Source organism: Nocardiopsis sp. CNZ308, from assembly GCF_004217075.1.
Genome location: NZ_SHKJ01000001.1, coordinates 3,570,970 through 3,596,428, shown reverse-complemented (window position 1 = coordinate 3,596,428; position 25,459 = coordinate 3,570,970). Strand labels below are relative to the sequence as shown.

General features: G+C 73.3%; 20 protein-coding genes. 12 read left to right on the top strand and 8 right to left on the bottom strand.

Features of this window, described 5'->3' with window-relative positions:
• Nucleotides 1-3: 3 nt before the first annotated feature.
• From EV372_RS15675 to EV372_RS15665, 3 genes are read right to left on the bottom strand one after another with little or no spacing between them, the layout of a single operon-like run.
• Nucleotides 4-1,401 carry an MFS transporter gene (locus tag EV372_RS15675; RefSeq protein WP_130396579.1) on the bottom strand — a complete coding sequence of 466 codons (1,398 nt, stop codon included), beginning with the start codon at nucleotides 1,399-1,401 and terminating at the stop codon, nucleotides 4-6.
• Nucleotides 1,402-1,457: 56 nt separating this feature from the next.
• Nucleotides 1,458-2,261: an alpha/beta hydrolase gene (locus EV372_RS15670; protein WP_130396578.1), complete on the bottom strand. Its 804-nt coding sequence runs from the start codon at nucleotides 2,259-2,261 to the stop codon at nucleotides 1,458-1,460.
• A 17-nt stretch (nucleotides 2,262-2,278) separates the two neighbouring features.
• Nucleotides 2,279-3,949 carry a CPBP family intramembrane glutamic endopeptidase gene (locus EV372_RS15665; protein WP_130396577.1) on the bottom strand — a complete coding sequence of 557 codons (1,671 nt, stop codon included), beginning with the start codon at nucleotides 3,947-3,949 and terminating at the stop codon, nucleotides 2,279-2,281.
• Between the two features lie 193 nt (nucleotides 3,950-4,142).
• Here EV372_RS15665 and EV372_RS15660 point away from each other — a divergent pair, with 193 nt between their 5' ends.
• Nucleotides 4,143-6,446 (top strand): elongation factor G-like protein EF-G2, encoded by a 2,304-nt coding sequence (locus EV372_RS15660; RefSeq protein WP_130396576.1) that lies wholly within the window; start codon nucleotides 4,143-4,145, stop codon nucleotides 6,444-6,446.
• Nucleotides 6,447-6,494: 48 nt separating this feature from the next.
• Here EV372_RS15660 and EV372_RS15655 read toward each other — a convergent pair whose 3' ends face one another.
• On the bottom strand, nucleotides 6,495-7,265 hold the full coding sequence (locus tag EV372_RS15655; RefSeq protein ID WP_130396575.1) for a M48 family metallopeptidase: 771 nt from the start codon (nucleotides 7,263-7,265) through the stop codon (nucleotides 6,495-6,497).
• Nucleotides 7,266-7,271: 6 nt separating this feature from the next.
• Complete coding sequence (locus EV372_RS15650; protein ID WP_130396574.1) at nucleotides 7,272-9,008, bottom strand: amidohydrolase; 1,737 nt, start codon at nucleotides 9,006-9,008, stop codon at nucleotides 7,272-7,274.
• A 490-nt stretch (nucleotides 9,009-9,498) separates the two neighbouring features.
• Between EV372_RS15650 and EV372_RS15645 the strand changes: the two genes are divergently transcribed.
• Nucleotides 9,499-10,662: an acyltransferase family protein gene (locus EV372_RS15645; protein WP_130396573.1), complete on the top strand. Its 1,164-nt coding sequence runs from the start codon at nucleotides 9,499-9,501 to the stop codon at nucleotides 10,660-10,662.
• A gap of 104 nt (nucleotides 10,663-10,766) precedes the next feature.
• Here the strand turns inward: EV372_RS15645 and EV372_RS15640 are convergent, their stop codons facing one another.
• Nucleotides 10,767-11,723, bottom strand: coding sequence for a CDP-alcohol phosphatidyltransferase family protein (locus EV372_RS15640; protein WP_130396572.1), 957 nt, complete (start codon nucleotides 11,721-11,723; stop codon nucleotides 10,767-10,769).
• A gap of 225 nt (nucleotides 11,724-11,948) precedes the next feature.
• On the opposite strand from EV372_RS15640, the gene EV372_RS15635 reads away from it, so the two are divergent.
• A complete protein-coding gene (locus EV372_RS15635; RefSeq protein WP_071621321.1) occupies nucleotides 11,949-13,388 on the top strand; it encodes a GuaB1 family IMP dehydrogenase-related protein in 1,440 nt (479 codons plus the stop codon).
• A 194-nt stretch (nucleotides 13,389-13,582) separates the two neighbouring features.
• Here EV372_RS15635 and EV372_RS15630 read toward each other — a convergent pair whose 3' ends face one another.
• On the bottom strand, nucleotides 13,583-14,359 hold the full coding sequence (locus EV372_RS15630; RefSeq protein ID WP_130396571.1) for an endonuclease V: 777 nt from the start codon (nucleotides 14,357-14,359) through the stop codon (nucleotides 13,583-13,585).
• Between the two features lie 201 nt (nucleotides 14,360-14,560).
• On the opposite strand from EV372_RS15630, the gene EV372_RS15625 reads away from it, so the two are divergent.
• Genes EV372_RS15625 through EV372_RS15610 form a run of 4 tightly spaced genes read left to right on the top strand, consistent with a single transcriptional unit; the run spans nucleotide 14,561 to nucleotide 18,614 of the window.
• A complete protein-coding gene (locus tag EV372_RS15625; RefSeq protein ID WP_130396570.1) occupies nucleotides 14,561-15,391 on the top strand; it encodes an ATP-binding cassette domain-containing protein in 831 nt (276 codons plus the stop codon).
• A complete protein-coding gene (locus tag EV372_RS15620; RefSeq protein ID WP_165435993.1) occupies nucleotides 15,378-17,486 on the top strand; it encodes a YhgE/Pip domain-containing protein in 2,109 nt (702 codons plus the stop codon). Before EV372_RS15625 ends, EV372_RS15620 begins: the two co-directional genes overlap by 14 nt.
• Nucleotides 17,487-17,536: 50 nt before the next feature.
• Nucleotides 17,537-18,202 (top strand): TetR/AcrR family transcriptional regulator, encoded by a 666-nt coding sequence (locus EV372_RS15615; protein ID WP_130396569.1) that lies wholly within the window; start codon nucleotides 17,537-17,539, stop codon nucleotides 18,200-18,202.
• 16 nt (nucleotides 18,203-18,218) lie between these two features.
• Nucleotides 18,219-18,614 carry a DUF3592 domain-containing protein gene (locus EV372_RS15610; RefSeq protein ID WP_013151336.1) on the top strand — a complete coding sequence of 132 codons (396 nt, stop codon included), beginning with the start codon at nucleotides 18,219-18,221 and terminating at the stop codon, nucleotides 18,612-18,614.
• Here EV372_RS15610 and EV372_RS15605 read toward each other — a convergent pair.
• On the bottom strand, nucleotides 18,577-19,677 hold the full coding sequence (locus EV372_RS15605) for an antibiotic resistance protein VanZ (protein ID WP_130396568.1): 1,101 nt from the start codon (nucleotides 19,675-19,677) through the stop codon (nucleotides 18,577-18,579). The genes EV372_RS15610 and EV372_RS15605 overlap by 38 nt on opposite strands.
• Nucleotides 19,678-20,152: 475 nt before the next feature.
• Between EV372_RS15605 and EV372_RS15600 the strand changes: the two genes are divergently transcribed.
• The 5 genes from EV372_RS15600 (at nucleotide 20,153) to EV372_RS15580 (ending at nucleotide 25,412) form a co-directional block, all read left to right on the top strand.
• On the top strand, nucleotides 20,153-22,717 hold the full coding sequence (locus EV372_RS15600) for a sensor histidine kinase (protein ID WP_130396567.1): 2,565 nt from the start codon (nucleotides 20,153-20,155) through the stop codon (nucleotides 22,715-22,717).
• 2 nt (nucleotides 22,718-22,719) lie between these two features.
• Nucleotides 22,720-23,175 (top strand): roadblock/LC7 domain-containing protein, encoded by a 456-nt coding sequence (locus EV372_RS15595; protein ID WP_130396566.1) that lies wholly within the window; start codon nucleotides 22,720-22,722, stop codon nucleotides 23,173-23,175.
• An 8-nt stretch (nucleotides 23,176-23,183) separates the two neighbouring features.
• Nucleotides 23,184-23,627 carry a DUF742 domain-containing protein gene (locus EV372_RS15590; RefSeq protein ID WP_130396565.1) on the top strand — a complete coding sequence of 148 codons (444 nt, stop codon included), beginning with the start codon at nucleotides 23,184-23,186 and terminating at the stop codon, nucleotides 23,625-23,627.
• Nucleotides 23,608-24,189, top strand: coding sequence for a GTP-binding protein (locus tag EV372_RS15585; RefSeq protein WP_094801039.1), 582 nt, complete (start codon nucleotides 23,608-23,610; stop codon nucleotides 24,187-24,189). The genes EV372_RS15590 and EV372_RS15585 overlap by 20 nt, the downstream gene beginning before the upstream one ends.
• A 236-nt stretch (nucleotides 24,190-24,425) precedes the next feature.
• Nucleotides 24,426-25,412: an oxygenase MpaB family protein gene (locus EV372_RS15580; RefSeq protein ID WP_130396564.1), complete on the top strand. Its 987-nt coding sequence runs from the start codon at nucleotides 24,426-24,428 to the stop codon at nucleotides 25,410-25,412.
• The last annotated feature ends 47 nt before the right edge of the window (nucleotides 25,413-25,459 follow it).

Below are 25,459 nucleotides of genomic sequence, written 5' to 3'. Positions count from 1 at the left end.
GCGTCAGCGGCGCGGCCGCCGACCGGCTTCCTCGACGGTCAGGGGGCGACTCGACCTCCCACGCCGCGCGCGCCCGCCGAGGGCGAGCGGCACCGAGACCAGCAGCGCCACGGCCGTGACCGCGAACGCGGGCCCGTACCCCGTCAGCTGGATCAGCAGCCCCAGGACCATCGCCCCGGCTCCCGAACCCGCGTCGTAGCCGATGTTCCACACCGCGCTGGCCCGGCCGTACCCGGCCGGACCGGCGCGGTTCAGCATGAGGGTGACGGTCTCGTTCTGGACCGCGCCGAAGCCGAGGCCGAACACGGTCGATCCCAGGAGCACCAGCAGCGCCGTCCCCGCGCCCGGCGCGTCCCCGACCGACCACAGCGCGGCGGTGACCAGGGCCATCCCCGCGACCGCGCCGACCATGCCCGGCAGCAGCAGGAGGGCGCGCCGGTGGCGGTCGTGCAGCATCCCGGCGGTCCAGCGGCCCGCCACCACCGCCAGCGCGTAGGCGGCCAGGGCACCGCCCACCAGCCACGCCGCCTGCTCCAGGGGGATGGCCAGGAAGGTGATGATCGCGCTGGCCGACGAGGCGGTCAGCAGCATGAGCACCAGCGGCGCCGCCAGCGCCCGCAGCAGCGGACGGCCCGCGGACGCGTCCGCGGCTGGGGCGGGACCGCCGCCCGGGGCGGGGTCCGGACCGGGTCCGGAGGCGGCCCGGACCGTGCTCCGCAGCGCCGCCCGGTTGCGGCCTCCGTCGGCGTACCAGATGCCCCAGGCCAGGACACCGCCCAGGACCGAGCACAGACCGGTGAGCCAGAACGCGGTATCGAAGCCGATGTTGAGGGCCAGCGCCACGCCGCCGGGCAGGATGAGCACCTGCGGCAGGCCGACCGCCAGCCCGTAGTAGCCGGTGGCCCGGCCGACCTGGTGGTGCGGGACCAGGCGGGCGGCGAGCACGGTTCCGGCGACGCTGACCATGCCGAAGCCGACCCCGCGCACCGCCGAGACGGCCAGCAGCGGGCCCAGGTCGGCGGTCAGGGCGAACAGCGGGGTGGGCAGCCCCATCACCAGGGCGCCCAACGGGAACGCCCAGCGGTAGCCGCCCCTCTCCAGCAGCCAGGGCATGGCGAGCTGGGTGAGCACGGTGGTGAGCATGAAGACGGCGGTGGTGCTCCCGGCGCCGAACTCGCCCGCGCCGCCCCGGCTGGCCCACAGGGGGACCAGGGGCAGGACGGCGGCGAAGCCGCAGAGGCCGACCGCGGTCGCCGCGATGAGCAGGGCGAATCCCCGTCCGCGCAGGCCGGGGAGGGCGGGCGGGGTGGTGTCGGTGGTGCCGCTGTCGGAGGCGGCCCCGGCCGGGGCCGCCTCCGAGGGTGTTCCGTTCCCGGGTGAGGACGAACGAGATCGGATCATCCCTCCTTTGTAGCCGACACGCGCACACCTGTCGACGCGGTGCCGATCCGCCCCGCTCAGCCGTCCGCTCGGGCGTTCTCGCCGCCGACCCTCCCCACGAGCCAGTCGCGGATGCGCGCGGTCAGCTCCGGGGTCACGGCGCGTTCGGCGTGTCCCATCCCCGGGATGATCCACAGGTCGCGCGGTTCCCGGGCGGCGTCGTGGATGGCGGTGGCGTGGGAGACGGGGAAGTAGGCGTCGGAGTCGCCGTGCACGACCAGCAGGGGCGTCGGGGAGACCTCCCCGGCGATCTCCCGGGGTTCGGCGGGTACGGGGTCCCATTCCTTGTCGATGACCCTGACCTTGCGGAAGCCGCGCAGGAACAGGCGTCCCGCCCTGCGGCCGATGCCCAGGTGGAGCAGCCGCATGGCGCGCGTTCCCCTGTAGTACCAGCGGCTGGGGCCGCTGACCGAGACCACCGCGTCCATTCCGCCGTAGATGGCCGCGTGCCGGATCGCGACGGCCGCGCCCATCGAGAACCCCACGGTGGAGAGGGAGGTGTAGCCGAGTTCGCGCAGGCGGACGGCGACCGCCTCCAGGTCGTGGATCTCCGCGTTGCCGACGGTGCTGAGCCCGCCGGAGCCGTGGTGGCCGCGGAAGTCGAAGGTCATCACGTCGCCGAACGGGAGCAGTGCTTCGGCGACGGCACGCGTGCTCGGGTTGCGGTGGGTGCCGGTGAACCCGTTGGCGAGGATCACGGCGGTGGTGCGGGACCCCGCGCCGCGCAGGAGCACGGCGTCGATGCCGACCCCGTCGGAGGTGGTCAGCCGGTAGCGGTGCTCACGGGGTTGGGCGCGCGGGTGGTCAATGGCGTCGGACACCCCACCATCGTGCCCGATCAGCTCCAGCGGTCGGGGGCGGACCCTGGTGTGGTGTTCGCGTCACCGTAGCGGCGGTCGATCCACTCGTCGGGGTACGGGCGGCGTTCTCCGCGGCCCTCGTCGCGGCGGATGCCGCCCGGGAGGTCGTCGTGGGAGGGGCCCGCCGGTGCCCCGTGGGGAGGGAGGGGACCGGGACGGGAGGGGCCGGGATAGGGCGGGGCGGGGTGGGGCGGACCGCCGTGGGAGGGGCCGGGGTGGGACGGGGCGGGGTGGAGCGTGCCGTCCGAGCGGTGGCCGCCGTGACCGGGATGACCGCCGTAAGCGGGTTGACCGCCGTGACCGCCCTGGTCACCGCCGCCGAAGCGGTCACCGTAACCGGGCAGGCCGCCACCGCCGAGGGGGTCGTCGTGCCCGGAGGAGGGTCCCGAGGTGGACAGGCCGCTGTACAGGTCCTGTTGGTCCTGCTCGAAGGCGCCGCCGCGGGTGTGGGGACCGCTGTCGGTGTGGGGCCCGCCGGGGCCGAAGTCCGCGCTCCGGGCCGGGAGGTCCCCGTGAGCGGAGTGCCCGCCGTGTCCGGGGTCGCCGCTGTGACCGTAGGGGTCGCCGTGGATCGAGGTGCCGCCATGACCGGGGGCGCCGCCGTAGCCCGACACGGCTCCGTGGGACGGGGTCCCGTGCGCGGGGGTCCCCGTGCCCGGTGGCGCGGGCGCCACCGCCGTGTCCGCGCCCCCGTCCTCCTCGGCGCCGGTCAGCGGCTGTTCCCCGGTGGCGGGCCCGTCCTCGTACCCGTGGCTGTGGTGCTCGTACTCGTCGTACTCATCATAGGCCTCGGGCTCCCCCTCCTCCTCGCGGTGCTCCCGCTCCCCCGCCTCGCGGACGTCGGCGGGCGGGAAGACCAGGGAGCGCAGGTTGAGCGCCACGTGGACCAGGACCGGCACCCAGACGCTTCCGGTCCCCAGGTACAGGACGGTGAAGAGGGTGCCGGACGCGCCGGCGCTGACCAGGCCCCACCAGCCCTGGTAGAGGTGCGCGACGGAGAACAGCAGCACCGACAGCGCGGCGGCGATCCACAGCGGCACGCCCATGCTGGCGACCAGGAGGATGAACAGGCCCCGGTAGAGCAGTTCCCCGAACACGCCCCCGGTGACGGCCACCCCGGCGGCCATCGCCCGTTCGGCGGTGGTGCGCGGTGCGAGCAGCCCCCGGTCGCGCTCGGGTTCGGGGAGGCTGAGCGGCGCGGAGGAGCGCCGCCCTCGGGCGCTCGCGCCCTGGGCGCGCCTGCCGCGCGCCGGCCTCCCGCCGCGGCCGTGACCGCTGCCGGAGCGCCCCGGTCCCTTCGGCAGCCCGTTGACCAGCAGCCAGAACACCGTGAGGGCGAGCAGGCCGCCGACGGCGCCGCCCGCGATCGGCCCCCACGCGTCGGGCAGGCGCAGGCCCAGGTCCGCGGCGACCAGGTTCGGCGAGAGCAGCAGCACCCCGAAGACCACCAGGCCCCACAGCACGTGGATCCCCATGGTGACGGCGTGCAGGAGCGTGAGGGCGCGCGCGTCGCCGTCGCGCCTACGGGACAGCCACGTGAACGCCTTCCTGCCGAGGAGGGGTTCGCCGAGCGCCGCGAAGAGGAGCAGCAGGACCGTCAGGACGGTCCCGGCGAGGCTGAACTGAGGGAGAGACTCCGACCATGGCACGGGGCAATAGTAGGGGTCCGAAACGAGTCATAGTGCACATGCTGTATTTCATCCACGGCTGCTCCCGCTCCTGACCACCTCTTGCCGTGCGGCCCGAGAAGGGCGACCTTGGAAGTGACACAGGTCACAGCATGGACGGGTCCGCCCGTTCCGTGCGGCCACCGCTCGGACCACGAAGGGCTGGGTAGCAGGGATGGCAGATCACAACGTCAACGGAACCGGAGCCTCAGCCGGAGCCGTACCGAGGGCCGACGGGCCCCGCAACATCCGCAACGTCGCGCTGGTCGGACCGTCCGGCGCCGGTAAGACGAGCCTGGTCGAGGCGCTGCTCTCCGCCGCCGGGGAGGTCAGCCGCCCCGGCAGCGTGGAGGAGGGCACGACCGTCAGCGACCACGACGAGGTCGAGATCCGGCAGGGGCGGTCGGTCAACCTCACCGTCAACCCGGTCATGGTCGGCGACGTCAAGGTCAACCTGCTGGACACCCCCGGGTACGCGGACTTCATCGGGGCGATGCGCGCCGGGCTGCGCGGGGCCGACGCCGCCCTGTTCGTCGTGTCCGCCCTGGAGGGCGTGGACGGCCGCACCCGCGTGCTGTGGGAGGAGTGCGCCGCCGTCGGCATGCCCCGGGCGGTGGCCGTCACCAGGATCGACCACCCGCGCGCGGACTACGACGAGGTGGTCGCCCAGTGCCGGGAGGCGTTCGGTCCGGGCGTGCACCCCGCCTACGTCCCGGCCGTGGAGGGCACGGGGGACGACCGCCGCGTGGTCGGCCTGTGGGGGCTGGTCTCCGAGCGGTACTACGACTACTCCGGCGGGCCCGCTGACGTCGGCGGTTCCGCCGGCTCCGAGCGCGCGAAGCGCTCCGGCCGCGCCGGAGGGGGCGGGCCCGGGTCCGCCCCCTCGGCGCGTCCGGTGCCGGACTGGCTCCGCGAGGCGGCCGGGCCGCTCCGGGAGACCCTCGTCGAGGAGGTCATCACCGAGAGCGAGGACGAGGCCCTCATGGAGCGCTACATGGAGGGCGGCGGACTCGACCCCGACCTGCTCATCGACGACCTCCAGAAGGCGGTCGCCGCGGGCGGCTTCCATCCCGTCCTGGCGATCAGCACCACGACCGGGGTGGGTGTGCGCGAACTGCTGCGCGAACTGCCGCTCTCGTGCCCGGACCCGACCCGGCGCCCGTTTCCCGAGACCTTCACTCCGGAGGGCGAACCGGCGGCGGGGCTGTCCTGCGATCCGGACGGACCCCTGGTCGCGCAGGTCCTCAGCACCGCCGGGGACCCGTACGTGGGCCGGGTGAGCCTCGTGCGCGTCTTCTCGGGGACCCTGCGCCCCGACACCCGTGTCCACCTGCACGGCCACGGAGTCCCGTGCGGGCTGACCGGCCAGGACGAGCTGGACCGGACCGGCAACGACGAGCGCACGGGACCGCTGTCCGTGCCGCTGGGCCGCGAGAACCGGCCGGTGGGCCAGGTGGTCGCCGGAGACCTGTGCCTGGTGGCGAGACTTCCCGACGCCCGCACCGGCGACACCCTCTCCGAGCCGGAGCGGCCGGTGCGCGTGGCGCCGTGGCGCTTCCCGCGTCCGCTGCTGCCGGTGGCGGTGAGCGCGGCGTCGTCGGGGGACGAGGACAAGCTGTCGCAGGCGGTGGCCCGGCTGGTGGCGGAGGACCCGTCGCTGCGGGTGGAGGTGAACGCCGAGACCCACCAGATGGTGCTGTGGAGCCTGGGCGAGGCGCACCTGGACGCCGCGCTGGACCGGTTGGAGCACCGCCACGGGGTGCGGGTCGCCACCGGGGAGGTGCGCGTGCCGCTGCGGGAGACCTTCGCGGTTCCGGCGCAGGGCACCGGGAGGAACGTGAAGCAGAGCGGCGGGCACGGGGAGTTCGGTGTCTGCCGGATCCGCGTGGAGCCATTGGAGCCGGGCGCGGGCCTGGAGTTCGTCGACGAGATCGTGGGCGGGGTGGTGCCCCGCCAGTTCGTGCTGTCCGTGGAGAAGGGCGTGCGCGCGCAGATGGCGGACGGCCTCGGGACGGGGACCGGCGCGAAGCGCGGCGCGGCTCCGGGGGACGGAGCGGGCTCCGGGGCGGGGTATCCGCTGGTGGACATCCGGGTGACGCTCTACGACGGCAAGGCGCACTCGGTGGACTCCTCGGACATGGCCTTCCAGAAGGCGGGGCGGCTGGCGCTCAGGGACGCGGCGGCCTCGGCGCGGCTGGCGGTGCTGGAACCGGTGGACGAGGTGTCCGTGGAGGTGGACGACGCCTACCTGGGCGCGGTGCTGAGCGACCTGTCGGCCCGGCGCGGCCGGGTGGTGGGGACCGAGGCGGTGCGGGGCGGCCGGGCGGTGGTGCGCGCCGAGGTGCCGGAGCTGGAGATCGTCCGGTACGCGGTGGAGCTGCGGTCGATCTCGCACGGTACGGGCGTGTTCAGCCGGGAGTACGCGCGCCACGAGCCGCTGCCCCCGCAGGCGGCGGCGCGGCTGGCCGGACGGCGCTAGGGCGGGAGAGGGCGTTCCCCGTCCTGCACGGGGGAGCGGACCCCGCCTCTAGAAGACCCTGCCCGGCCTGGTGCGGTCGGCCAGGGCGGCGAAGCGGAACGTGTTCACGGGGTGGCTGGACAGGAGGTTGACCAGCAGCACGAAGAAGCCCGTGTCGGTGCGTGCGCGGGCGGCGATGTCGTGGAAGTCCACGGCCGGGTACAGGTACTTGCCCGCGGCGAGCACCCGCAGCCCCTGCATGCCCTCGGGGCAGAACGCGTGGGCGTGGTTGTCCGCGGTGTACTCCTGCGCGCGGTTCAGGCTGGTGCCCACGCCGGGGATCACGTTGGCCACCGAGATCCCGAACTGGCGCCAGAACGACGTGTGGCCCGCCGCGATGTGGCCGACCTCGTGGCCGATCACGAACCGCAGCGTGTCGGCGTCGGCCAGCCGGCCGCCCACCTCGAACAGGTCGCTGGTGACGGCCACGTAGCGCCGGAAGCCGTGCCCGGAGGCGAACGCGTTGAGCTCACCGTTGCCCAGCACGACGTAGGCCTCGGGCACCCGCTTCATGCGGAACGCGGCGGCGGCCTCGACGACCATCCGGTGGGCCTCGGGGAACTGGTTCTCGGTGATGCGCACCCCGTTGACCCGCTGGCGCGCGTACTGCTGCCCGCGCACGAAGTACACGAGCGCGGGGATGCTCAGCAGGAGCAGCGGCTGGTTGGGCTCACCCGAGTAGGCGCGGCTGACCGCGCCCACCACGGCGAGCAGGGTCACCCCCACGCACACGACCAGGAGGGGGATCTCCCGGGGATGGCGCAGCCGGCGTTGGGCCATCCGTGGTCAGAGGCGGTACTCGGAGCCGGGGCGGTCGTCGTCGGGAGGCGGGGGCGGGCCCCCGTAGGAGGGGCCGGACGGCGGGCGCGGCCGGTCGTCGTCCTCCAGCAGCGCGGCCATGTCCGCGGACAGCGTGGACTCCTCGGTCTTGCCGTCGCGCCACTCCTGGCGGTGCTCCTCGTCCTGGGCCTCCATCACGGAGTCCATGTCGGCCTCGTGGGTGGACTTGGCCCGGTCATCGTCCGGGGCGGGCCAGGGGGACTGGGGCCGGTTCTCGTCGGGGGCGGGCCAGGCGGTCTGGGCCCTGTCCTCCTCCGGGGCGGGCCAGGCGGTCTGCGCCCGGTCCTCCTCCGGGGCGGGCCAGGACGAGGCGAGGTAGGCGCTGTCGTAGGCGTCGTTGGGCGTGTCCTCGGCCGGCGCCTTCGGGCTGTCGTCGCCCAGGTAGGACAGCGCGGCCACGGTGATCGCGGCCAGCCCGGCGCGCAGGGTGGGTTCCCGGGCGGGCGCGAAGAACGGCGAGTGGGTGCTGGGGACGTTGCCCATCTTCTCGTACGGGGTGTCGCCGGGGGCGGCCTCCCACACGTCGTGGGGGGTGGCGCCGACGAACCAGAACACGTACGGGATCGGCTGCGGATCGCCGGGCAGGCCGAAGTAGCTGAAGTCCTCGGTCGCCGGGAACGGGTCGGGCAGGTGGATGACGTACTCGTCGCCGAAGTAGGCGTGGTGCGCGGCGGCCACGTCGGCGGTGCTCTGGGGGTCGTTGCGGGTGACCCCCGCGCCCTGGAAGCGCTCGATCTCCGGCTCGCGGGCGGCTCCGGAGGCGGCGGCCTCGGCGCGCACGATCCGTTCGATGGCCGCTTCGAGCTGGGCGGACACGTTGTCGTTGAGGGCCCGGGTGTTGATCTCCAGGTAGGCCTCGTCGGGGATGATGTTGGCCTTGGTCCCCGCCTGGATCCTGCCGACGGTGAGCACCGCCATCTCGCTCGGGCTGACCTCGCGGGAGACCACGCCCTGGAGGCGGGTGACGATGCTCGCCGCGATGAGCACCGGGTCCACGGTCGTGTTCGGCTGGGAGGCGTGGCCCCCCTCCCCGTACACGCGCACGCGGTAGGAGTTGGAGGCGCCGAGGATGACCCCGGCGCGGTGGGAGATCAGTCCGGCGGGCTGCGGGCCCAGGTGCTGGCCGAGGATGACGTCGGGGCGGCCGAAGCGGTCGAACAGCCCGTCCTCCAGCATGGCCTGCGCCCCGTCGAGGGTCTCCTCGCCCGGCTGGGCGACGACCATCACGGTTCCGGCCCACTCGTCGCGGGTCTCCGAGAGCAGGTCGGCGGCGCCCACCAGGCAGGCGGTGTGGGCGTCGTGCCCGCAGGCGTGCATGACGGGGACCTCAGCGCCCTCGTCGTTGGCGGCGCGGGCGGTGCTGGCGTAGGGCAGCCCGGTCTTCTCCTCCAGCGGGAGCGCGTCCATGTCGGCGCGCAGCATCACCGTGGGCCCCGGTCCGTTGCGCAGGATGCCGACCACGCCGGTCCCCCCGACACCCTTGTGGACCTCGTAACCGGTCCGGGTGAGCCACTCGGCGACACCGCTGGCGGTGCGGTGCTCCGCGTGGGAGAGCTCGGGGTTCTTGTGCAGGTCGACGTAGAACCCCTCCACGAGCGGGAAGAGCTCGTCGAGGAGTCGCATGACCACGTTCCCGTGCTGAGCGGCACGGTTGGGGTCCACCGCGTGCGGCACGGCTTCCACCGCCTTCTTCCGTATCTCGACCGGGTCGGAACCGCCCGTCTGACGAGAGCAGCCTAGCGGCGCGCCCGCCGCGGCCACACAGTCAGCGGCGTGACCTCCGCGGGCCGGGTCCGGAACAGACCCGGCCCGTCACCCTCTGTAGAAGACGGTGGCGATGATGGGTTAGGGTCTGCACACGGAAAGCTACCCCCTGCCGAGCCGCTCGTGCCACACATGTCTCACGAGCCCCAACCCCACCTCAACCGAGGCAGGACTCCGGCGACTTTCCACCGATCTCCGGAGAACCGCTGGCATACTTTGCTACATCACAGTAAGGTAACGCAGCACATGTTCTTTCATCCGACCTTACGGTGTCCCCCTCGCGCCCCACGCGGCACCGCGCCACCCGCGTTCCGGCCCCGCGGTCGGCCCACGGGCCGCGCGCACGGCCGGAGGAGAGCACACACGTCCCAGAAGCAGATGATCTCGGAGTCCACTCGTGGCCTCATCCATGACCAGTCCGGCATCCCAGCGTCAGGAACCGGGGCACGGCGCGGTCGCCCCCACCACGGCGGCCCCGGGTCCAGGCCGTGACGCCCGTCTGGACAATGCCAAGTTCGTCCTGATCGCCCTGGTCGTCGTCGGCCACGCGATCGGCCCACTACGCGAGTACGGGCCCGCCAGTGCCCTCTACTACTGGATCTACTTCTTCCACATGCCCGCGTTCATCATGATCAGCGGCTACCTCTCGCGGTCCTTCGACGCCTCGTCGAACCGCGTCGAGAAGCTGGTCGTGTCGCTCGCGGTGCCCTACCTGATCTTCTGGACCATCCACCAGTCCATCTACGCGGTCGAACGCGGCGGCCTGCCCGAGACCATGTCGGTGCTCCAGCCGACCTACGCCCTGTGGTTCCTGGTCGCCCTGTTCGTGTGGCGCCTGAGCGTGCCGGTCTGGAAGCGGCTGCGCTGGCCCGTGCTCATCGCGGTGCTCATCTCCGTGTTCGGGGCCACGGCGAGCCTGGGGGAGACGCTCTCCCTGGGCCGCGTGGTGAGCTTCCTGCCGTTCTTCGTCCTGGGGCTGAGCCTGCGCCGCGAGCACTTCGCCTACCTGGACCGGCTCTGGGTGCGGATCGCGTCCGTGCTGGTGCTGGGGGTGACGGCGGCGCTGGCCGTACCCATCTCCGAGCAGATGAGCCGCTCCTGGCTCTTCTGGACCAACAGCCTCACCGACCGCGAGATCGACCCGATCCTGCCGAGTCTGGGCGTGCGGGTCGGCTTCATGGCCCTCGCGCTGGTGATGTCCTTCGCGGTCCTGGCCCTGATGCCCAAGCAGCGCACGTGGTTCACGTCCCTGGGGGCCTACACGCTGTACGTGTACCTGGGGCACTCGGTGGTGATCGTCCTGTTGCAGGCCTCGCCCTGGTACAGCCTGATGTCCGGGGCCACGGAGATGGTCGTCACGGTCCTGCTGGGCGTGGCCCTGACACTGCTGCTGTGCACCCCGTGGGTGCGCGCGGGCCTGCGCTGGGCGGTGGAACCGCAGCTGACGTGGTTCCTGCGCCAGGACTCCGCGCCGAGCGCGCCGAGCGGCGCCGGGAAGACCGGCGCAGACGGGAACACCGGCAGCGGCGGGAACGGCGACGGCGGGCGCGAGAAGGAGAAGGCCGGGGTCTGACCCGGCCCCGCGCGAGGGGCGCGGCGTACACGGGAGGGGCGGGTCCGCTTCGGCGCGGACCCGCCCCTCCCGTGTCGCTCCCGCCCGCGGTGGGGAGGGCCGACTCAGCTCCCGCCGGTCGGGTGCGGTGCCGCGGCGGCGCCGGGGACGGCGCCCGAGGCCAGCAGCTGGCGGCGGCGCGTCTCGAACCTGTTCGTGTCCTTCCACAGCCGCAGCACCAGGATCACCTCGAAGAAGGCCAGCGCCAGGACGGAGAACACCGCGACCGGGATGATCAGGCTGTTGAGCGGGGTGAAGAGGGAGACCAGCGCGGTCACCGGAGCCACCACGCACAGGAACATCTCGAACTCGATGCCGCTGAACAGGTGCGGGCGCACCCGGTGGCGCAGGAGCCGGTCGCGCACGCGCGGGTAGAGGCCGGTCGGGGCGGGGGCGCCCGTCCGGGCGGGGGCGGGGGCCTCCCCCATGTCCTCGTCCTCGGGGTCGGCCTCGCGCTGGGCGGCGGCGAGCCGGTCGATGTCCCCGGTCAGCTCGGCGAGGGTCTGGTTCATGGTCCGGCGGGTCTTGGCGACCTGCGGGCCGTTGAGGTAGCGCAGCAGGTCGAAGAAGACCACCACCGGCGCCGCGATCAGGTAGACCTCGTGTCCGGTGAGCAGCCACTGGCCGATCAGCAGCGCCATCACGCAGCCGAAGAAGCGGATGCGGTCGAAGACGAAGTCCACCCAGCTGCCGAAGACCGTGCCGGTGCCCTTGAGCCGGGCGATCTTGCCGTCCATGCAGTCCAGCACGAAGCTGAGGTGGAAGAGCAGTCCGCCCGCCAGCAGCCAGGCCCAGTTCCATCCCCCGCCGCCCGGCACGAGGACCGGCGCGACGAAGCACAGCATGGAGAGCAGACCGAAGACCCCCGCCCCCAGCGTCAGCTGGTTGGGCGTGATGTTGGTGCGGTTCGCGGTCCAGACGACGAGGCGTCCGGCCAGGGGGTCCACCAGGAAGACCGTCCACCAGGCGTCCTTCGCCTTGTAGGTCTCTTCCTTGACTTGCGCGAAAGTGAAACGCGGCATGCGGGCTCTCCAGGAACGCCCGTCCGGGCCCCGGCGCCCGACGACGCGCTGACAGGGGCGGGGAAGGGCTGTGTCGGCGGGGATCCGGGTCATCATGCCAGATCGGATGTCGACCGACCTAATCCGTGACGGCATACTTGACCGGTAAGAGGGGGATCAACAGGCGGCCGCGCGCGGCATGCGGCGGATGGTCCACCCCCTTCGGTCTCGACCGAGGTAGAGGCATTGCGTTTTCTCAACGACCAGGCACCCCAGCAGGACCTGACCTACAGCGACGTGTTCATGGTCCCCAACCGGAGCTCCGTGGGCTCCCGGCTCAGCGTGGACCTGTCGTCGCCGGACGGCACCGGAACCACGATCCCGCTGGTCGTGGCGAACATGACCGCGGTCGCCGGGCGCAGGATGGCCGAGACCGTCGCCAGGCGCGGCGGTGTCGCGGTCATCCCGCAGGACATCCCCCTCGACGTGGTCTCCGACGTCGTCTCCTGGACCAAGAAGCGGCACCTGGTCTACGACACCGCCATCACGCTCAACCCGTCCAGCACCGTCGGCGAGGCGCTCAACCTGCTGCCCAAGCGCGCGCACAACGCCGTGATCGTGGTGGACGGGGACCGCAGGCCCGTCGGCGTGGTCACCGAGGCCGACTGCGCCGGAACGGACCGCTTCGCGCAGCTGCGCGACGTGATGTCCGCCGAGCTGATGACCATCCCGGCGGGCACCGAGCCGCGTGAGGCGTTCGGGATGCTGCACGACTTCCGCCACCGGCTGGCCCCGGTCGTGGACGGGAACGGCGCCCTGGTCGGCGTGCTGACCCGCACGGGCGCGCTGCGCTCCACCCTGTACACGCCCGCCGTGGACGCGGACGGCCGCCTGCGCGTGGCCGCCGCCGTCGGCATCAACGGCGACGTGACGGGCAAGGCCGCCGAGCTGCTGGAGGCCGGGGTGGACACCCTGGTCATCGACACCGCGCACGGCCACCAGGAGAAGATGCTGACCGCGGTCTCCAAGGTGCGCGCGCTGTCGCCGCGGGTGCCGATCGTGGCGGGCAACATCGTCACCGCCCAAGGCACGCGCGAGCTGATCGAGGCGGGCGCCGACATCGTCAAGGTCGGTGTGGGCCCGGGCGCGATGTGCACGACCCGCATGATGACCGCCGTGGGCCGTCCCCAGTTCTCCGCCGTGCTGGAGTGCGCCGAGGCCGCGCGCGAGCTGGGCGGGCACGTGTGGGCGGACGGCGGCGTGCGCCACCCGCGCGACGTGGCCCTCGCCCTGGCCGCGGGCGCGTCCAACGTGATGGTGGGATCGTGGTTCGCGGGCACCTACGAGTCGCCGGGCGACGTCATGCGCGACGCCGAGGGCAGGCAGTACAAGGAGAGCTTCGGCATGGCGTCGGCCCGCGCGGTCCGGCTGCGCACCGCCGAGGACTCCCCGTTCGAGCGGGCCCGCAAGGCGCTGTTCGAGGAGGGCATCTCCACGGGCCGGATGTACCTGGACCCGGAGCGCCCCGGTGTGGAGGACCTGATCGACCAGATCGTCGCCGGTGTGCGCAGCTCGATGACCTACGCGGGCGCCTCCTCCCTGGCGGAGTTCCACGAGCGCGCCGTGGTGGGCGTGCAGAGCGCCGCCGGGTACAACGAGGGGCGCCCGGTCCCCACCAGCTGGTAGGGCCTGTGTTTCCGCGCCCTCGCGGGCGCGGCCGGGGCCCAGGGCGCCGAAAGCCAGGAGTTCTTCGTCCTCGCCCACGCCTGACGCTCGTTCCTCGCCAGCGGCTCGGCTCGTCCTGCACAACCCTGGCGCGCCCCTCGCGTTTCCGCGCCCTGGCGGGCGCGGCCAGGGCTCAGGGCGCGGGAGACCAGGGGTCAGCCGGTCCGGCCCTCCTTCGCGGCGAGTACCGCCTTGCGGTGCTCGCCGCAGAGCTTGTCGGCGTGCCGGACCGGCTCGGGCACGCGGTACTTGGGTGAGAGCCGCAGCACCAGCTCGGCCGCGCCCTCCAGGTCCACCCGGTGGCCGACGGACACGTAGACGGGCTTGACCCCCCTGCGCGTGCGCAGCACGCGTCCGAGGACCTCCTTGCCCTGGTCGGCCAGCGCGAAGGAGTCGGGGACCACCTCCGAGCGCCCGGCCACCATGGGCGTCCACGACCCCCGCTCCTCACCGGGCACGCTGTGCCTGCCGAAGAGCACCGACTTGGCCGACCCCACCACCGGCAGGTCCAGCAGCACCCCCAGGTGGCAGGCGACCCCGAAGCGGCGGGGGTGCGCCAGGCCGAAGCCGTCGCACAGGTACACGTCCGGGGTCACCTTGAGCTGCCCCAGCGCCTCCAGGACCGGCGGGGACTCGCGGAACCCGAACAGCCCCGAGATGTAGGGGAAGGACGGCTCGGAGGAGATGGCGACGGACTCGACCACCTCCAGGGTCCGCACGTCCATGACCACGGCCGCCGCGGAGAGCGCCGTGTTGTCCGTGGAGTAGCTGACGTCCAGCCCGGCCACCAGCCGCACCGCGTCCACGTCCAACGGCTCCACGCGGACCCGGTCGGCGAGCCTGCGCTGGAGCGCGACGGCCTCCTTGGGGTCGCTCGGCCAGTTCTCCGGGTCGTCCAGGACCCTCGCGACCCGCTCGGAGATCTCCGACATCCCGATCCTCCCGTTCGTTCGGTGGTACGCGCCCTCCCATCCAATCCCATTACCCGTTCGCGCGCGGCGCACGGGAGCGGGCGGCGGCGCTGTGCGACACTCCACAGCTCCCGGTGCCCGGAGGAGGCGTATGCGCGCTGTACGGTGGTTTCCGCAGTTTTGCACTGACTGGTCAGTTCAAAAATCGGAGGGGGCCGAGGGATGCGACGGGCGACCGGAGCTCGTGTACAGGCCGAGGGCGTCGGGCTCGCCACCCGGGAGGGCCCCGTGTACACCGACGTGGGGTTCACGGCCCGGCCGGGCACGCTCACCGTCTTCCGGGCCGACTCCGGGGGCGGGCGCAGCGCCCTGCTGCTCACCCTGACCGGCCGGATGCGCCCTTCCGAGGGAACCCTGTACGTGGACGGCCACGCCCTGCCCCGGCACGCGCGCCGGGTCCGCCGGATCAGCTCGCTCGGGCTGATGGACGAGGTCAACCCCCTGGACGAGCGGCTCCGGGTCCGCGAGCACCTGTCCGAGGGGCTGCTGCTGCGCATGCGCCCCGCCGCGCGGAGCCTGGCCGACGAGGCCATGGAGGCCGCGGGGCTGGGCGGGCTGGACCGCCGGTCGCTGGTGCGGGAGCTGTCCATGGTCGAACGGCGCCGCCTCGGGCTGGCCCTGGCCCTGCTGGCCGAGCCTCGGCTGCTGGCCGTGGACGACGTCGACGGCGGCCTGGAACCCGGGCACCAGGCCGACCTGTGGCGCACCCTCAAGACGCTGTCGGACGAGGGGCTGACGGTGGTCGCCACCTGCGCCGACTCCGGCGAACTGGCCGAGGTGGCGGGGCCGGACACCCAGGGGCCGATCCCGCTGCGCCAGGACGCGGGCACCCCGTCCGCCCCCGCGGCCGCCGCCGGAGGCGCGGGCTCCCCCGGCGGCGCGTCCGCCGCGGGGCCGGGTACCGGCGGACGCCGCGGGCGGCACCGCCGCCACGTCGGCCTGGACATCCTGCGCGGCGGCCGGGAGGAGGGAGGCGACCGTGGCCGGGCGTAGGCGTTCGCGCCCGCTCGTGCGCCCCCTCGCGGTGCCCCGGCTCGGGCTGCTGACCGTGCGCTCCTTCCTGCGCTCGCCGCTGCCCGCCGCCGCGCTGGCCGCCCTCCTGCTCATCCCGCTGCTCTACTCGGGGATGTACCTGTGGTCGTTCTGGGACCCCTTCGGCCGGATGGAACACCTGCCGGTCGCCCTCGTCAACGAGGACGAGCCGGTCGAGGTCGGGGGCCGCGAGGTCGACGCCGGAGGCGAGCTCACCGACACCCTCCTGGAGCGGGGGGACCTGGACTGGCACCTGGTGAGCGCCCGGGAGGCCGCGCGCGGCGTCGCCGACGGCACCTACTACGTCTCCCTGACCATCCCCTCCGACTTCAGCGCCGACCTGACCTCACCCTCCCGCGACCGGGAGTCCCCCTCCCCGGCGACCCTGGAGGCGCACTACAACGACTCCAACAGCTTCGTCGTCCGCCAGCTGGCCGGAAGCGCGTTCCGGGAGATCCGGGAGGCCGCCGGGGCGTCGGCGATCAACGGCTACCTGGACCAGATCTTCCTCGGGTTCAACGAGATCCACGGCAGGACCGAGGAGGCCGCGGAGGGGGCCGACGAGCTCTCCGGCGGCGCGGGCGAGGCCGAGGAGGGGTCCTCGGAGCTGTCCGGGGGCGTCGGCGAGGCGCACACGGGCGCCGGGGAGCTCAGCGGCGGCCTCGACCAGCTGTACGCCGGTTCGCAGGACCTGGCCAGCGGCGCCGCGACCGCCTCCGAGGAGGTCTCGGCCCAGGTGGACAAGCTCGACGCGCTGGCCGACGAGTGGCTCCCGCAGCTGGAGGAGGACATCCCCTCCCTCCAGGAGCACGCCGGGAACGCCGCCGAGGTCACCGCGGCCCTGTCCGCGGCCCTGGAGGAGCTGCCGGAGGTCGACACCGGGGCCCTGGAGGAGGTGGACGGGCGCCTGGCGGCCCACCTGGAGGAGCACCCGGAGCTGGAGACCGAGGACCCCGACCTGTACACCCTGCTGTGCGACCTCCAGGAGGCCCTGAACGTCGCCGAGTCGGCGGCCGGGTTCGTCGAGGACAACCGCGACGCGATCACCGCGACCGCCGAGGACGCCGCCGCGCTGAGCGCGGAGGCCGCCGCGCTCTCGGAGGACCTGCCCGCGATGGTGGAGAGGGCGGAGGACGCACGGGAGCGGGCCGACGAGCTGGACGAGGGCCTGGCCGAGCTGGCCGAGGGGTCCGCGCAGCTGCGCGACGGGCTGGCGGAGTCCGCCGACGGCGCCGGCGACCTCGACGAAGGGCTGGGCGAGCTCAGCGGCGGCGCCGACGAGCTGCACTCGGGCCTGGAGGAGCTGGCCTCGGGCTCCGACGAGCTGGCCGAGGGACTCGACGAGGGCGCGGACCAGGTTCCCACCTACTCCGAACAGGGGCGCGACGACGCCTCCTCGACGATGAGCCGTCCGGTGCGGCTGGACAGCGCCGTCTCCAACGAGGCGCCCGACTACGGGACGGGGTTCACGCCGTTCTTCGTGCCGCTGTCGCTGTGGGTGGGCGCGATGGTGGTGTTCATGGTGCTGCCCGCGCTGTCCTCGCGGGCCCTGGCCTCCTCGGCCCCCTCCTGGCGGGTGGCCCTGGCCGGGCGGGTCGCCCCGCTCCTGCTCGGCGTCGGCCAGGTGCTGGTCATGATGACCGCCCTGCACCTGCTGCTGGGCCTGGAGGCGGGGAACTGGCCGCTGCTGATCGCCTTCCTGGTGCTGACCGCCGCCGCGTTCGCCGCGACGGTGCAGTACCTGAACGCGGCCTTCGGCGCGGCGGGGCGGGTGGTGGCGCTGGCGCTGCTGGTGCTCCAGCTCACCTCGGCGGGCGGAACGTACCCGATCGAGACCAGCCCGGCCTTCTTCCAGGCCGTGGGGCCGTTCCTGCCGCTGCACTGGGGCGTGACCGCGCTGCGCCACATGATCGGCGGCGGCGACCCGGACCTGGTCCGGGCGGCGTTCGGGGTGATGGCGCTTTGGCTGGTGGTGCCTTTGCTGCTCACGTGGTGGACAGTGGAACGCAAGCGCGTGTGGACGATGGGCGCGCTCCACCCGGCGCTGAAGCTGTGACGTGCGCCGGGGTGACGGACATGGCGCGACCTGTACGAGTATGGGCGAGAATGGACCGGATGAGTGCGAGCACGTCCGACCACCCCGTGAGCGGCCGCCGCGAGGCCACCCGGCGCCGCCTGTTCGAGGCCGCGGTCACGCTGATCTCCGAGCAGGGGTACGGCGCCACGACCGTCGACGAGATCGCCGAGCGCGCCGGGGTGGCCAAGGGCACCGTCTACTACAACTTCGGCGGCAAGGGCGAGCTGTACGCGGCCCTGATGGAGTGGGGCGTGACCCGGCTGGCCGACACGCTCAAGGACGCGGTGCCCCCTCCCGGGGCCGGCGCCGCCCCCCGCGACGCGCTCGCCGCCGTGCTGCGCGCCGGGGTGGTGTTCATCGGCGAGCACGAGTCCCTGGCCCGCCTGCTCATGGCGGAGGCCTGGCGGACCAACCGGGCCTGGTACGCGACGATCCTCCAGATCCGCACCGAGGCGATCGGGGTCATCACCGGCCTGCTGGACGACCTGGCCGCGGAGGGGTCGCTGCGACCGGACCTGGACACCGGCCTGGCCGGGTCCGCCCTGTTCGGCATGGTGGTGACGGTGGCCCTGGACTGGCGCACGCTCCAGCCCGGACGCCCCGTCGAGGAGGTCCACGCGACGCTGGCCCGCATGGCCGACGGTCTGGTCGGCCCCTCCGGCTCCCCCGACCGTACGAGCACCCCGGACACCTGAGAGGACGTACTGCGCGATGGCCACCCTCTACCCCCTGATCCCGCTCCTGGCCGGGGTGGTCATGCTCTGGGCGGTCACACGTGACACGCGCCTGGAACTGCGGCTGCGCCGACACGGGATGCGCGCCAAGGCGCGTGTGATCGGCTACCACGAGACCTCCACGGCCTCCCGGATGATCGTGCAGTTCCGTACCGAGGACGGGCACGAGGTGCACGCCGAGCACGAGAACACCGGGTGGACGGCCTCCCGCGCCGGGGAGATCGTGACCGTCGCCTACGACCCCGACACGCCCGAGCGGGCCCGGATCGTGTCCGCGCCCTGGCTGTCGCACTACGTGCGGGTGCTGTTCGGCGGCCTGGGGGCGATCCTGGTGTTCACGGGGCTGCTGCTGGGCTACCTGGCCTGGCGCTGAGGGGCTCCCCGCGCGGAGCGGAGTAGCGGACCAGGCGTGAGGGCAGGGCGCCGTCCAGGGTGGCGCGGGCGCACACGCGCACCCCGCACAGCAGGTCGGCCGCGCCCGCGCCGTCGGGCCGGACCAGAGCGCTGCTGACGTGCACCGCGGCCACGGCGAGCGCGTACCAGGGCAGGCCCAGGGCCAGGAGGACGACGACGGGACCCTGGAGCAGGCAGGTGCGCGTCAGGACCCGCCAGCGGGCCGCCGGGACCGGGTACCCGCGATCGCGCAACGCCAGCCGCACCGAGGCGGCGCCCGGGGTGGCGCGGTCGCGACGCGTCAGCGCGGGGACCAGGGCCAGGGCCCCGCCCAGGCACAGCAGGGCGGTCGTACGCGTCCCGGTTCCCGGTCCCGCGGCGCCGAGCGCGTGCGCCGAGACGGCGAGGGCGGCCGCGCCGAACCACCACAGGCCCAGGTCGAGCAGCACCCCGGTGAGCCTGCGCACCGGTCCGGGCACGGCGCGGTCCGCGACGGCCGCGGGCCAGCCGCGGGCGTACCCGGGCGGGAGCGCCCACCGGGCGAGCAGCCAGCCGAGCAGGGTCGCGGCCGCGCCCCAGGCCACGAGCCCCGGCGGGGCCCCGGCGTAGGCGCACGGGTACAGGCCCAGGAGTCCGGTGGCGCGGACGGCGACCACGGCCGCGGCCAGGGCCGCCCCCAGCAGCACGGTGAACGCGGCGCCGCGGCGGAAGCGGTGCCGGGCCAGCAGTCCGACCGCCAGGAACAGGGCGAGGACCCCGGCCTCCCGGGGCTCGGACAGGAGTTCCCGGCCGGACCGGCCACCGCCGAGGGGGTCCGCGCACAGGCCGTCGGCGGAGGCGGGCAGCGGCCAGACCGCGTACGCCGCCAGGCCGACGCCCGTGGCCAGGGCGGCCGCGGTGCACAGGCCCGGCCAGCCGTGCGGGCGGCCGTAGCGGCGGTACTGGAGGCTCAGGTAGAGCGCCGCCGCGCAGACCACCAGCAGCGGGACCCCCGCGACCGCGGCCTCCACGGCGAGCGCTCCCCCGCCCATCGGCCGGCCCATGCGCGTCCCCCCGTCACGTGGTGTTCCCCCTTCGACACGCAACGCTAGTACGCACGGCGCCGGGGCGAGGGGCGAACGCGGACATTCGCGGCGGAGGCCGGGTTCGGGGAGGGTGGGTTCGGTCACCCGGAGCAGGACTTGCCATACTCTCCGCCATATGTGACCTTTGCCCTATTGTCACAAGGCTTCACAGGAGGAAACACCCCTACCGCCCACCCGCGAGGTGGACATTCTCGCCTCCCATGGCAGACTGCCTCCACCACCCGGATATTTCAGCGTTTCACCGGCGAGGTACGATCCCCCACGCCGAAATACCGCGCTTGTGGTTACCCTGCGGTACGTCCCGTGTCGAGAGCCCCCCACGGACGCAAGCCCGCGGGGCACGAGGCCGCGCACAGGCGGACCGGGACGCGCCGACTCCCCCCGGCGGCCCCCACCCCCCACAAGACCCCGGACGCGGATCGACAGGAGAACCGTGCAGGCAGTACCCGAGCGACGCGGTCGGAGCATCACCTCCCGCATCCGCGCAATGGTCATGATCCCCACCACCGCCCTGGTGGTGCTCTGGCTGGCCCTCACCGCGGCCCTCACCGGAGACGCGGTCATCCAGATCCTCCGCGCCAACGCCACCGACGAACTGGTCACCCCCGCCGCGGTCGGCCTCGTGGACGTGATGCGGGAGCGGTCTCAGACGATCGCCCACATCGAGAACCCCGGGAACGCGGAGATCGAGGGCCAGCTGGCCGAGGCCCGCGAGAGCACCGACGACTCGCTGGGCGCGATCGTGGGCGAGCTCATCGGCTTCGCCGACATCGCCCCCGGCGAGAGCGGCCACCACATCGAGATGCTGCACATGCAGTATGGCGAGATCGGCGCGATCCGCTCGGCGGTGGACGCGGGCGAGGCCTCCCGCGCCGACGTCCTGGACTACTACAACGAGCTGATCCTGCACGGCGCCGACAGCTTCGACAGCCAGGCACGCGAGGGCGACCTCGGGAACGCGGTCAGCTCCAGCTTCACCGCGACCTACATGTTCCGCACGGTCGACCTGTTCGCGCAGTCCGACGCCCAGGTCGCCCGCGCCTTCGCCACCGACGAGCTGACCCTGGAGGACCAGCGCCGGTTCACCGAGCTGGTCGGCTCCTACGAGAGCATGCTCGCGGCCAACGGCCACTACCTGGGAGGCGAGGGTCAGGAGGCCCGGCTGGAGAACCTGCTGGCGAGCCAGGAGTACGCCGACCTCCAGCGCATGCAGGACGAGATCATCGACCGACAGGCGACCACCGAGACGGTCACCGACCCGGTGACCCTGGTGCCCAGCGAGGTCCAGGACCTGTCCATGCCGGTGGACTACGCCGCGTGGGACGAGTCCTACGACCACGTCCTCTCCGAGCTCACCGCGATCGGCGCCGACGAGGCCCTGTACGCCGCGGAGGTCACCCGGGCCCAAGCCAACCAGGCCGTGTTCCTCGCCGTGGCGGGCAGCCTCGGCGTCGCCGCCGTCATCGGGTTCGCCTTCGCGCTGGCCCGCCGCTCCTCGCGCACGCTCACCGAGCGCCTGCTGCGCCTGCGCGAGGACTCCAACGACATGGCCGAGCACCGCCTGCCCGACCTCATGCGCCGCCTGCACGAGGGCGAGCGCGTGGACACCGAGGCGGCCCTGCCCGCGCTGGCCGCCAGCGACGACGAACTCGGCGACGTGGCCAGGGCGTTCAACACCGCCCAGCGCGCGGCCGTCAACGCGGCGGTGCAGCAGACCGAACTGCGCCAGGGCGTCAACCGCGTGTTCCTCAACATCGCGCACCGCAGCCAGACGCTGGTCCACCGCCAGCTGCGCCTGCTGGACCGGATGGAGCGCGAGCAGGAGGACCCCGAGCAGCTGGCCCAGCTGTTCAAGCTCGACCACCTGGCCACCCGCTCCCGCCGCAACGCCGAGAACCTGCTCATCCTGGGCGGAGAGGCGCCCGGCCGCACCTGGCACCGCCCCATGCCGCTGATCGACGTGCTGCGCGGCGCCATCTCCGAGTCGGGCGACTACACCCGCGTCAAGCGCGAGCGGATCGCCCGCGTGCACCTCAACGGCCCGGCCGTGGCCGACGTCATCCACCTGGTCGCCGAGCTGGTCGACAACGCCGCGATGTTCTCCCCGCCGCACACGCACGTGCGCCTGAGCAGCGAGGACGTGCCCAACGGCGTGACGGTCGAGATCGAGGACCGGGGCCTGGGCATGACCGAGAGCGAGTTCGCCTCGGCGAACGCGCTGCTGTCCAGCCCGCCCGAGTTCGACGTGATGCGCCTGAACGAGAAGATGCGCCTCGGCCTCTTCGTGGTCTCGCACCTGGCCCACCGCCACGGCATCCGCGTGCACCTGCGCCCGTCGCCGTACGGGGGCGTGCAGGCCATCGTCCTGCTGCCGCACGAGCTGATCTCCGGCGACCGCTCCCCCCTGCCCTCCGACGAGAGCGGCGAGCACGTGTGGGACGTGCGCGAGATCCTGGACCGCACGCCCGGCGGCGAGCTGTCGTCCGGCAGGCGCGTCAAGCCCGTGCTGACCTCGGTGTCCGCGCCGAAGGAGGAGGCCCCCGCCCGCGAGGACGAGGACTCCGCGGACTCCGCCGGGGGCGAGGGGGAGGACACCGTGACCGCCGAGGCCGCCGAGGCCCCGGCGGGCGGCGCGGACCTCCTCGACGCGGACGGCGACCGCCCCCCGCTGCCCACCCGCACCCCGGCCGTCAGCGCGGTCCCCGACCCCGAACCCTCCGCCGCCGAACCGCCCGCCATGGTCGAGGCGGGCGGGGGACGGCCGCCGCTGCCCAAGCGGCGGCCCCAGGAGAACCTGGCTCCGCAGCTGGCCGCCGACCCCGCGGCCGACACCCGGAGCGGCCCCGCGACGGCGGGCGGGTCCTCCTCGAACGCGGCCCAGGACGGCCAGGAGCGTCTGGCGCGCCTGCGCCGGAACATGTCCGCGTTCCAGAAGGGTACGGACCGCGGACGGCGCGAAGGCAAGCAGCAGACCAACGACACCGACAAGGACGCGTAACCGTGACGAGTACTCCCGAAAGCGCCCAGCGTGACAGTGGAAGCGGCGCGGGCAAGAAGGACATCGACTGGCTGCTGGACGAGCTGCTCGACCGCGCGGTGGGCTCCCGCCACGCGATCGTGCTCTCCGCCGACGGGCTGCTGATCGGCCGCTCCCGCGAGCTGGTCAAGGAGGACGCCGAGCACCTGTCCGCGGTGGCGTCCGCGTTCCAGAGCCTGGCCCGGGGCACCGGCCGCCACTTCGGCGGGGGCGAGGTGCTCCAGACCATCGTGGAGATGGAGAGCGCGTACCTGTTCGTCACCGGTGCCGGCCGGGGGGCGTGCCTGGCGGTCCTGGCCGAGGAGAGCGCCGACGTCGGCCTCATCGCCTACGAGATGAACGTGCTGGTCGAGCAGGTGGGCCGTTATCTGGACGCCGCGCCCAGACGCGAAGGCGGTTCCGGGGAAGCCACGCGATAGGGGACGCCATGCAAGCGCACAACGAGTTGCCGCCCGAGGAGGATCCGCACGGCCTGCCCCAGAGGGACGCGGTCGGCGGGTTCGACGAGGACGCGGCGGTCGGACAGCAGGACGCCGGACCGCTGGTACGGCCGTACGTGATCGCGCAGGGGCGCGAGCACGCCGACACCGTGCAGCTGGACATGATCAGCGTCGTGATCGCGGCCAAGCGGGCCGAGGTCGACGAGATGGCGCTGGAGCCCGAGCAGATACGCATCCTGGAGCTGTGCCGACGGCCCCAGTCGGTCGCCGAGGTGTCCGCGCATCTGGACATCCCGGTGGCAGTGGTCAAGGTCCTGCTCAGCGACCTGCTCAACCGCGGCCTCGCCTTGGCCCGCGCCCCCTACACAGCGAAGAGCCCGGTCAGCCGGGACGTACTCCAGGCGGTTCTCGATGGCATCCAGCGACTCTGACGACACGCAGGCGCCCGTTCCGGCGGCGCTCAAGATCCTCGTGGCGGGGGGTTTCGGGGCCGGTAAGACCACGATGGTCGGATCGGTCAGCGAGATCGCGCCGCTGAGCACCGAGGAGGTGATGACCGAGGCCAGCTACGGGATCGACGACCTGTCGGGCGTGGAGGCCAAGACGACCACGACCGTCGCGCTGGACTTCGGCCGCATCACCATCAACGACCACCTGGTGCTGTACCTGTTCGGGACCCCGGGCCAGGAGCGGTTCTGGTTCATGTGGGAGGAGCTGTCCGAGGGGGCGCTGGGCGCGGTGGTCATCGCCGACACCCGCCGCCTGGAGACGTGCTTCGCCGCGGTGGACTTCTTCGAGCGGCGCGGTGTGCCGTTCGTGGTGGCGGTGAACTGCTTCGAGGGCGCCCACCGGTACGAGCCCGAGGAGGTCCGCGCCGCGCTGAGCCTGGACCCCGCGATCCCGGTCGTGCTGTGCGACGCGCGTGAGCGCGAGTCGGCCAAGGCGGTGCTGGTGACGCTGGTGAACCGGGTGGCCGAGCGGATGGCCGCCTGAGTCCGCTCCGAGGAAGGGGCGGGGGCCGGTCCCCCGCCCCTTCCGTGTGCCCGCCGGGGACGGACCCCGGGGTTTCGGACGCCCCGCCGGGTTTGCGGACACGTTCGACCCCCCGGAACCGGTGTACACAAGGGGCTTCCAGGTAAAGTGCGCCCCGTGGAGCGCCGCGTGCGCGCCACACCCGCAGACCATGGCCCCGTCCGAGCGGGCCCGCACGAAGGTGACTGGAGTTGCCCATGAAGCGGTTCGAGTGGCGCGACCGGATCCATGCCCTGGACGCCGAGGACGACTGTGAGCAGATCGTGCGCATCCTCGGCAGCCACGAATTCCCGTGGGACATCGAACAGGCCCTGGGCCTGGCCCTGTACCGCACCTACGCCGTGCCCAGCATCGGCGAGCTGCTGGCGCACACGCGCGAGTTCACCGAGCGCACGCAGCACCGCTACGACGACACGGCGCTGATCCTCAACGACATCATGGAGCACGGATTCGGTCCGGGCCGCGGCCGTGACGCGCTGCGCCGGATGAACCAGATGCACCGCTCCTACGACATCAGCAACGACGACTACCGCTACGTCCTGAGCACCTTCGTGGTCATGCCGGTGCGCTGGATCAACGACCACGGCTACGGCTGGCGCAGGCTGAGCGACCACGAGATCGCCGCCAACACCAACTACTACCGCAAGCTCGGCAGGCACATGGGGATCAAGGACATCCCCGAGGACTACGCCGGGTTCCTCGAACTCTTCGACTCCTACGAGCGCGAGCACTTCGCCTACACCGAGGGCGGCCGGGCCGTCTCCGACGCCACCCTGGGGCTGATGGTGGACCTCTACCCGGCCTGGCAGCGGCCCCTGGTGCGCCCCTTCACCAAGGCCCTGCTCGACGACCGGCTCATCCGCGCCTTCGGCTACCCCGAGCCCTCCGCCGCCTGGCGGCGGCTGAGCGCGGGCGCGCTGAGGCTGCGGGCCAGGGTGGTGCGCCTGATGCCGCCGCGCCGGGAGCCGCGCTGGGCCAGGATGAGCCCCAACATCCGCAGCTACCCCCGGGGCTACGACCCGTCCCGGATCGGCACCTTCCCCCAGGGCTGCCCGGTTCCGCACGGCATGGTGACCCGCGAGGTCGCCGCCACGGGCGCCCGCGTGCCCGCGCCGGACCAGGCGGTCGCACCGGCGGGCGGGGAGGCGCCCGGAGGGTCTGCCGGGGAGGACGCGGAGAGGTAGCGGCCCCAGACCCAGACCCCCTCCCCCGCCCGACCGACCCCCCTCTC

Bases quoted from the DNA above. Each gene is read 5' to 3' on its own strand.
- EV372_RS15675 (WP_130396579.1), bottom strand. From the start codon at position 1,401: ATGATCCGATCTCGTTCGTCCTCACCCGGGAACGGAACACCCTCGGAG.
- EV372_RS15660 (WP_130396576.1), top strand. From the start codon at position 4,143: ATGGCAGATCACAACGTCAACGGAACCGGAGCCTCAGCCGGAGCCGTA.
- EV372_RS15655 (WP_130396575.1), bottom strand. From the start codon at position 7,265: ATGGCCCAACGCCGGCTGCGCCATCCCCGGGAGATCCCCCTCCTGGTC.
- EV372_RS15645 (WP_130396573.1), top strand. From the start codon at position 9,499: ATGACCAGTCCGGCATCCCAGCGTCAGGAACCGGGGCACGGCGCGGTC.
- EV372_RS15640 (WP_130396572.1), bottom strand. From the start codon at position 11,723: ATGCCGCGTTTCACTTTCGCGCAAGTCAAGGAAGAGACCTACAAGGCG.
- EV372_RS15630 (WP_130396571.1), bottom strand. From the start codon at position 14,359: ATGTCGGAGATCTCCGAGCGGGTCGCGAGGGTCCTGGACGACCCGGAG.
- EV372_RS15625 (WP_130396570.1), top strand. From the start codon at position 14,561: ATGCGACGGGCGACCGGAGCTCGTGTACAGGCCGAGGGCGTCGGGCTC.
- EV372_RS15615 (WP_130396569.1), top strand. From the start codon at position 17,537: ATGGACCGGATGAGTGCGAGCACGTCCGACCACCCCGTGAGCGGCCGC.
- EV372_RS15610 (WP_013151336.1), top strand. From the start codon at position 18,219: ATGGCCACCCTCTACCCCCTGATCCCGCTCCTGGCCGGGGTGGTCATG.
- EV372_RS15605 (WP_130396568.1), bottom strand. From the start codon at position 19,677: ATGGGCCGGCCGATGGGCGGGGGAGCGCTCGCCGTGGAGGCCGCGGTC.
- EV372_RS15590 (WP_130396565.1), top strand. From the start codon at position 23,184: ATGCAAGCGCACAACGAGTTGCCGCCCGAGGAGGATCCGCACGGCCTG.
- EV372_RS15585 (WP_094801039.1), top strand. From the start codon at position 23,608: ATGGCATCCAGCGACTCTGACGACACGCAGGCGCCCGTTCCGGCGGCG.
- EV372_RS15580 (WP_130396564.1), top strand. From the start codon at position 24,426: ATGAAGCGGTTCGAGTGGCGCGACCGGATCCATGCCCTGGACGCCGAG.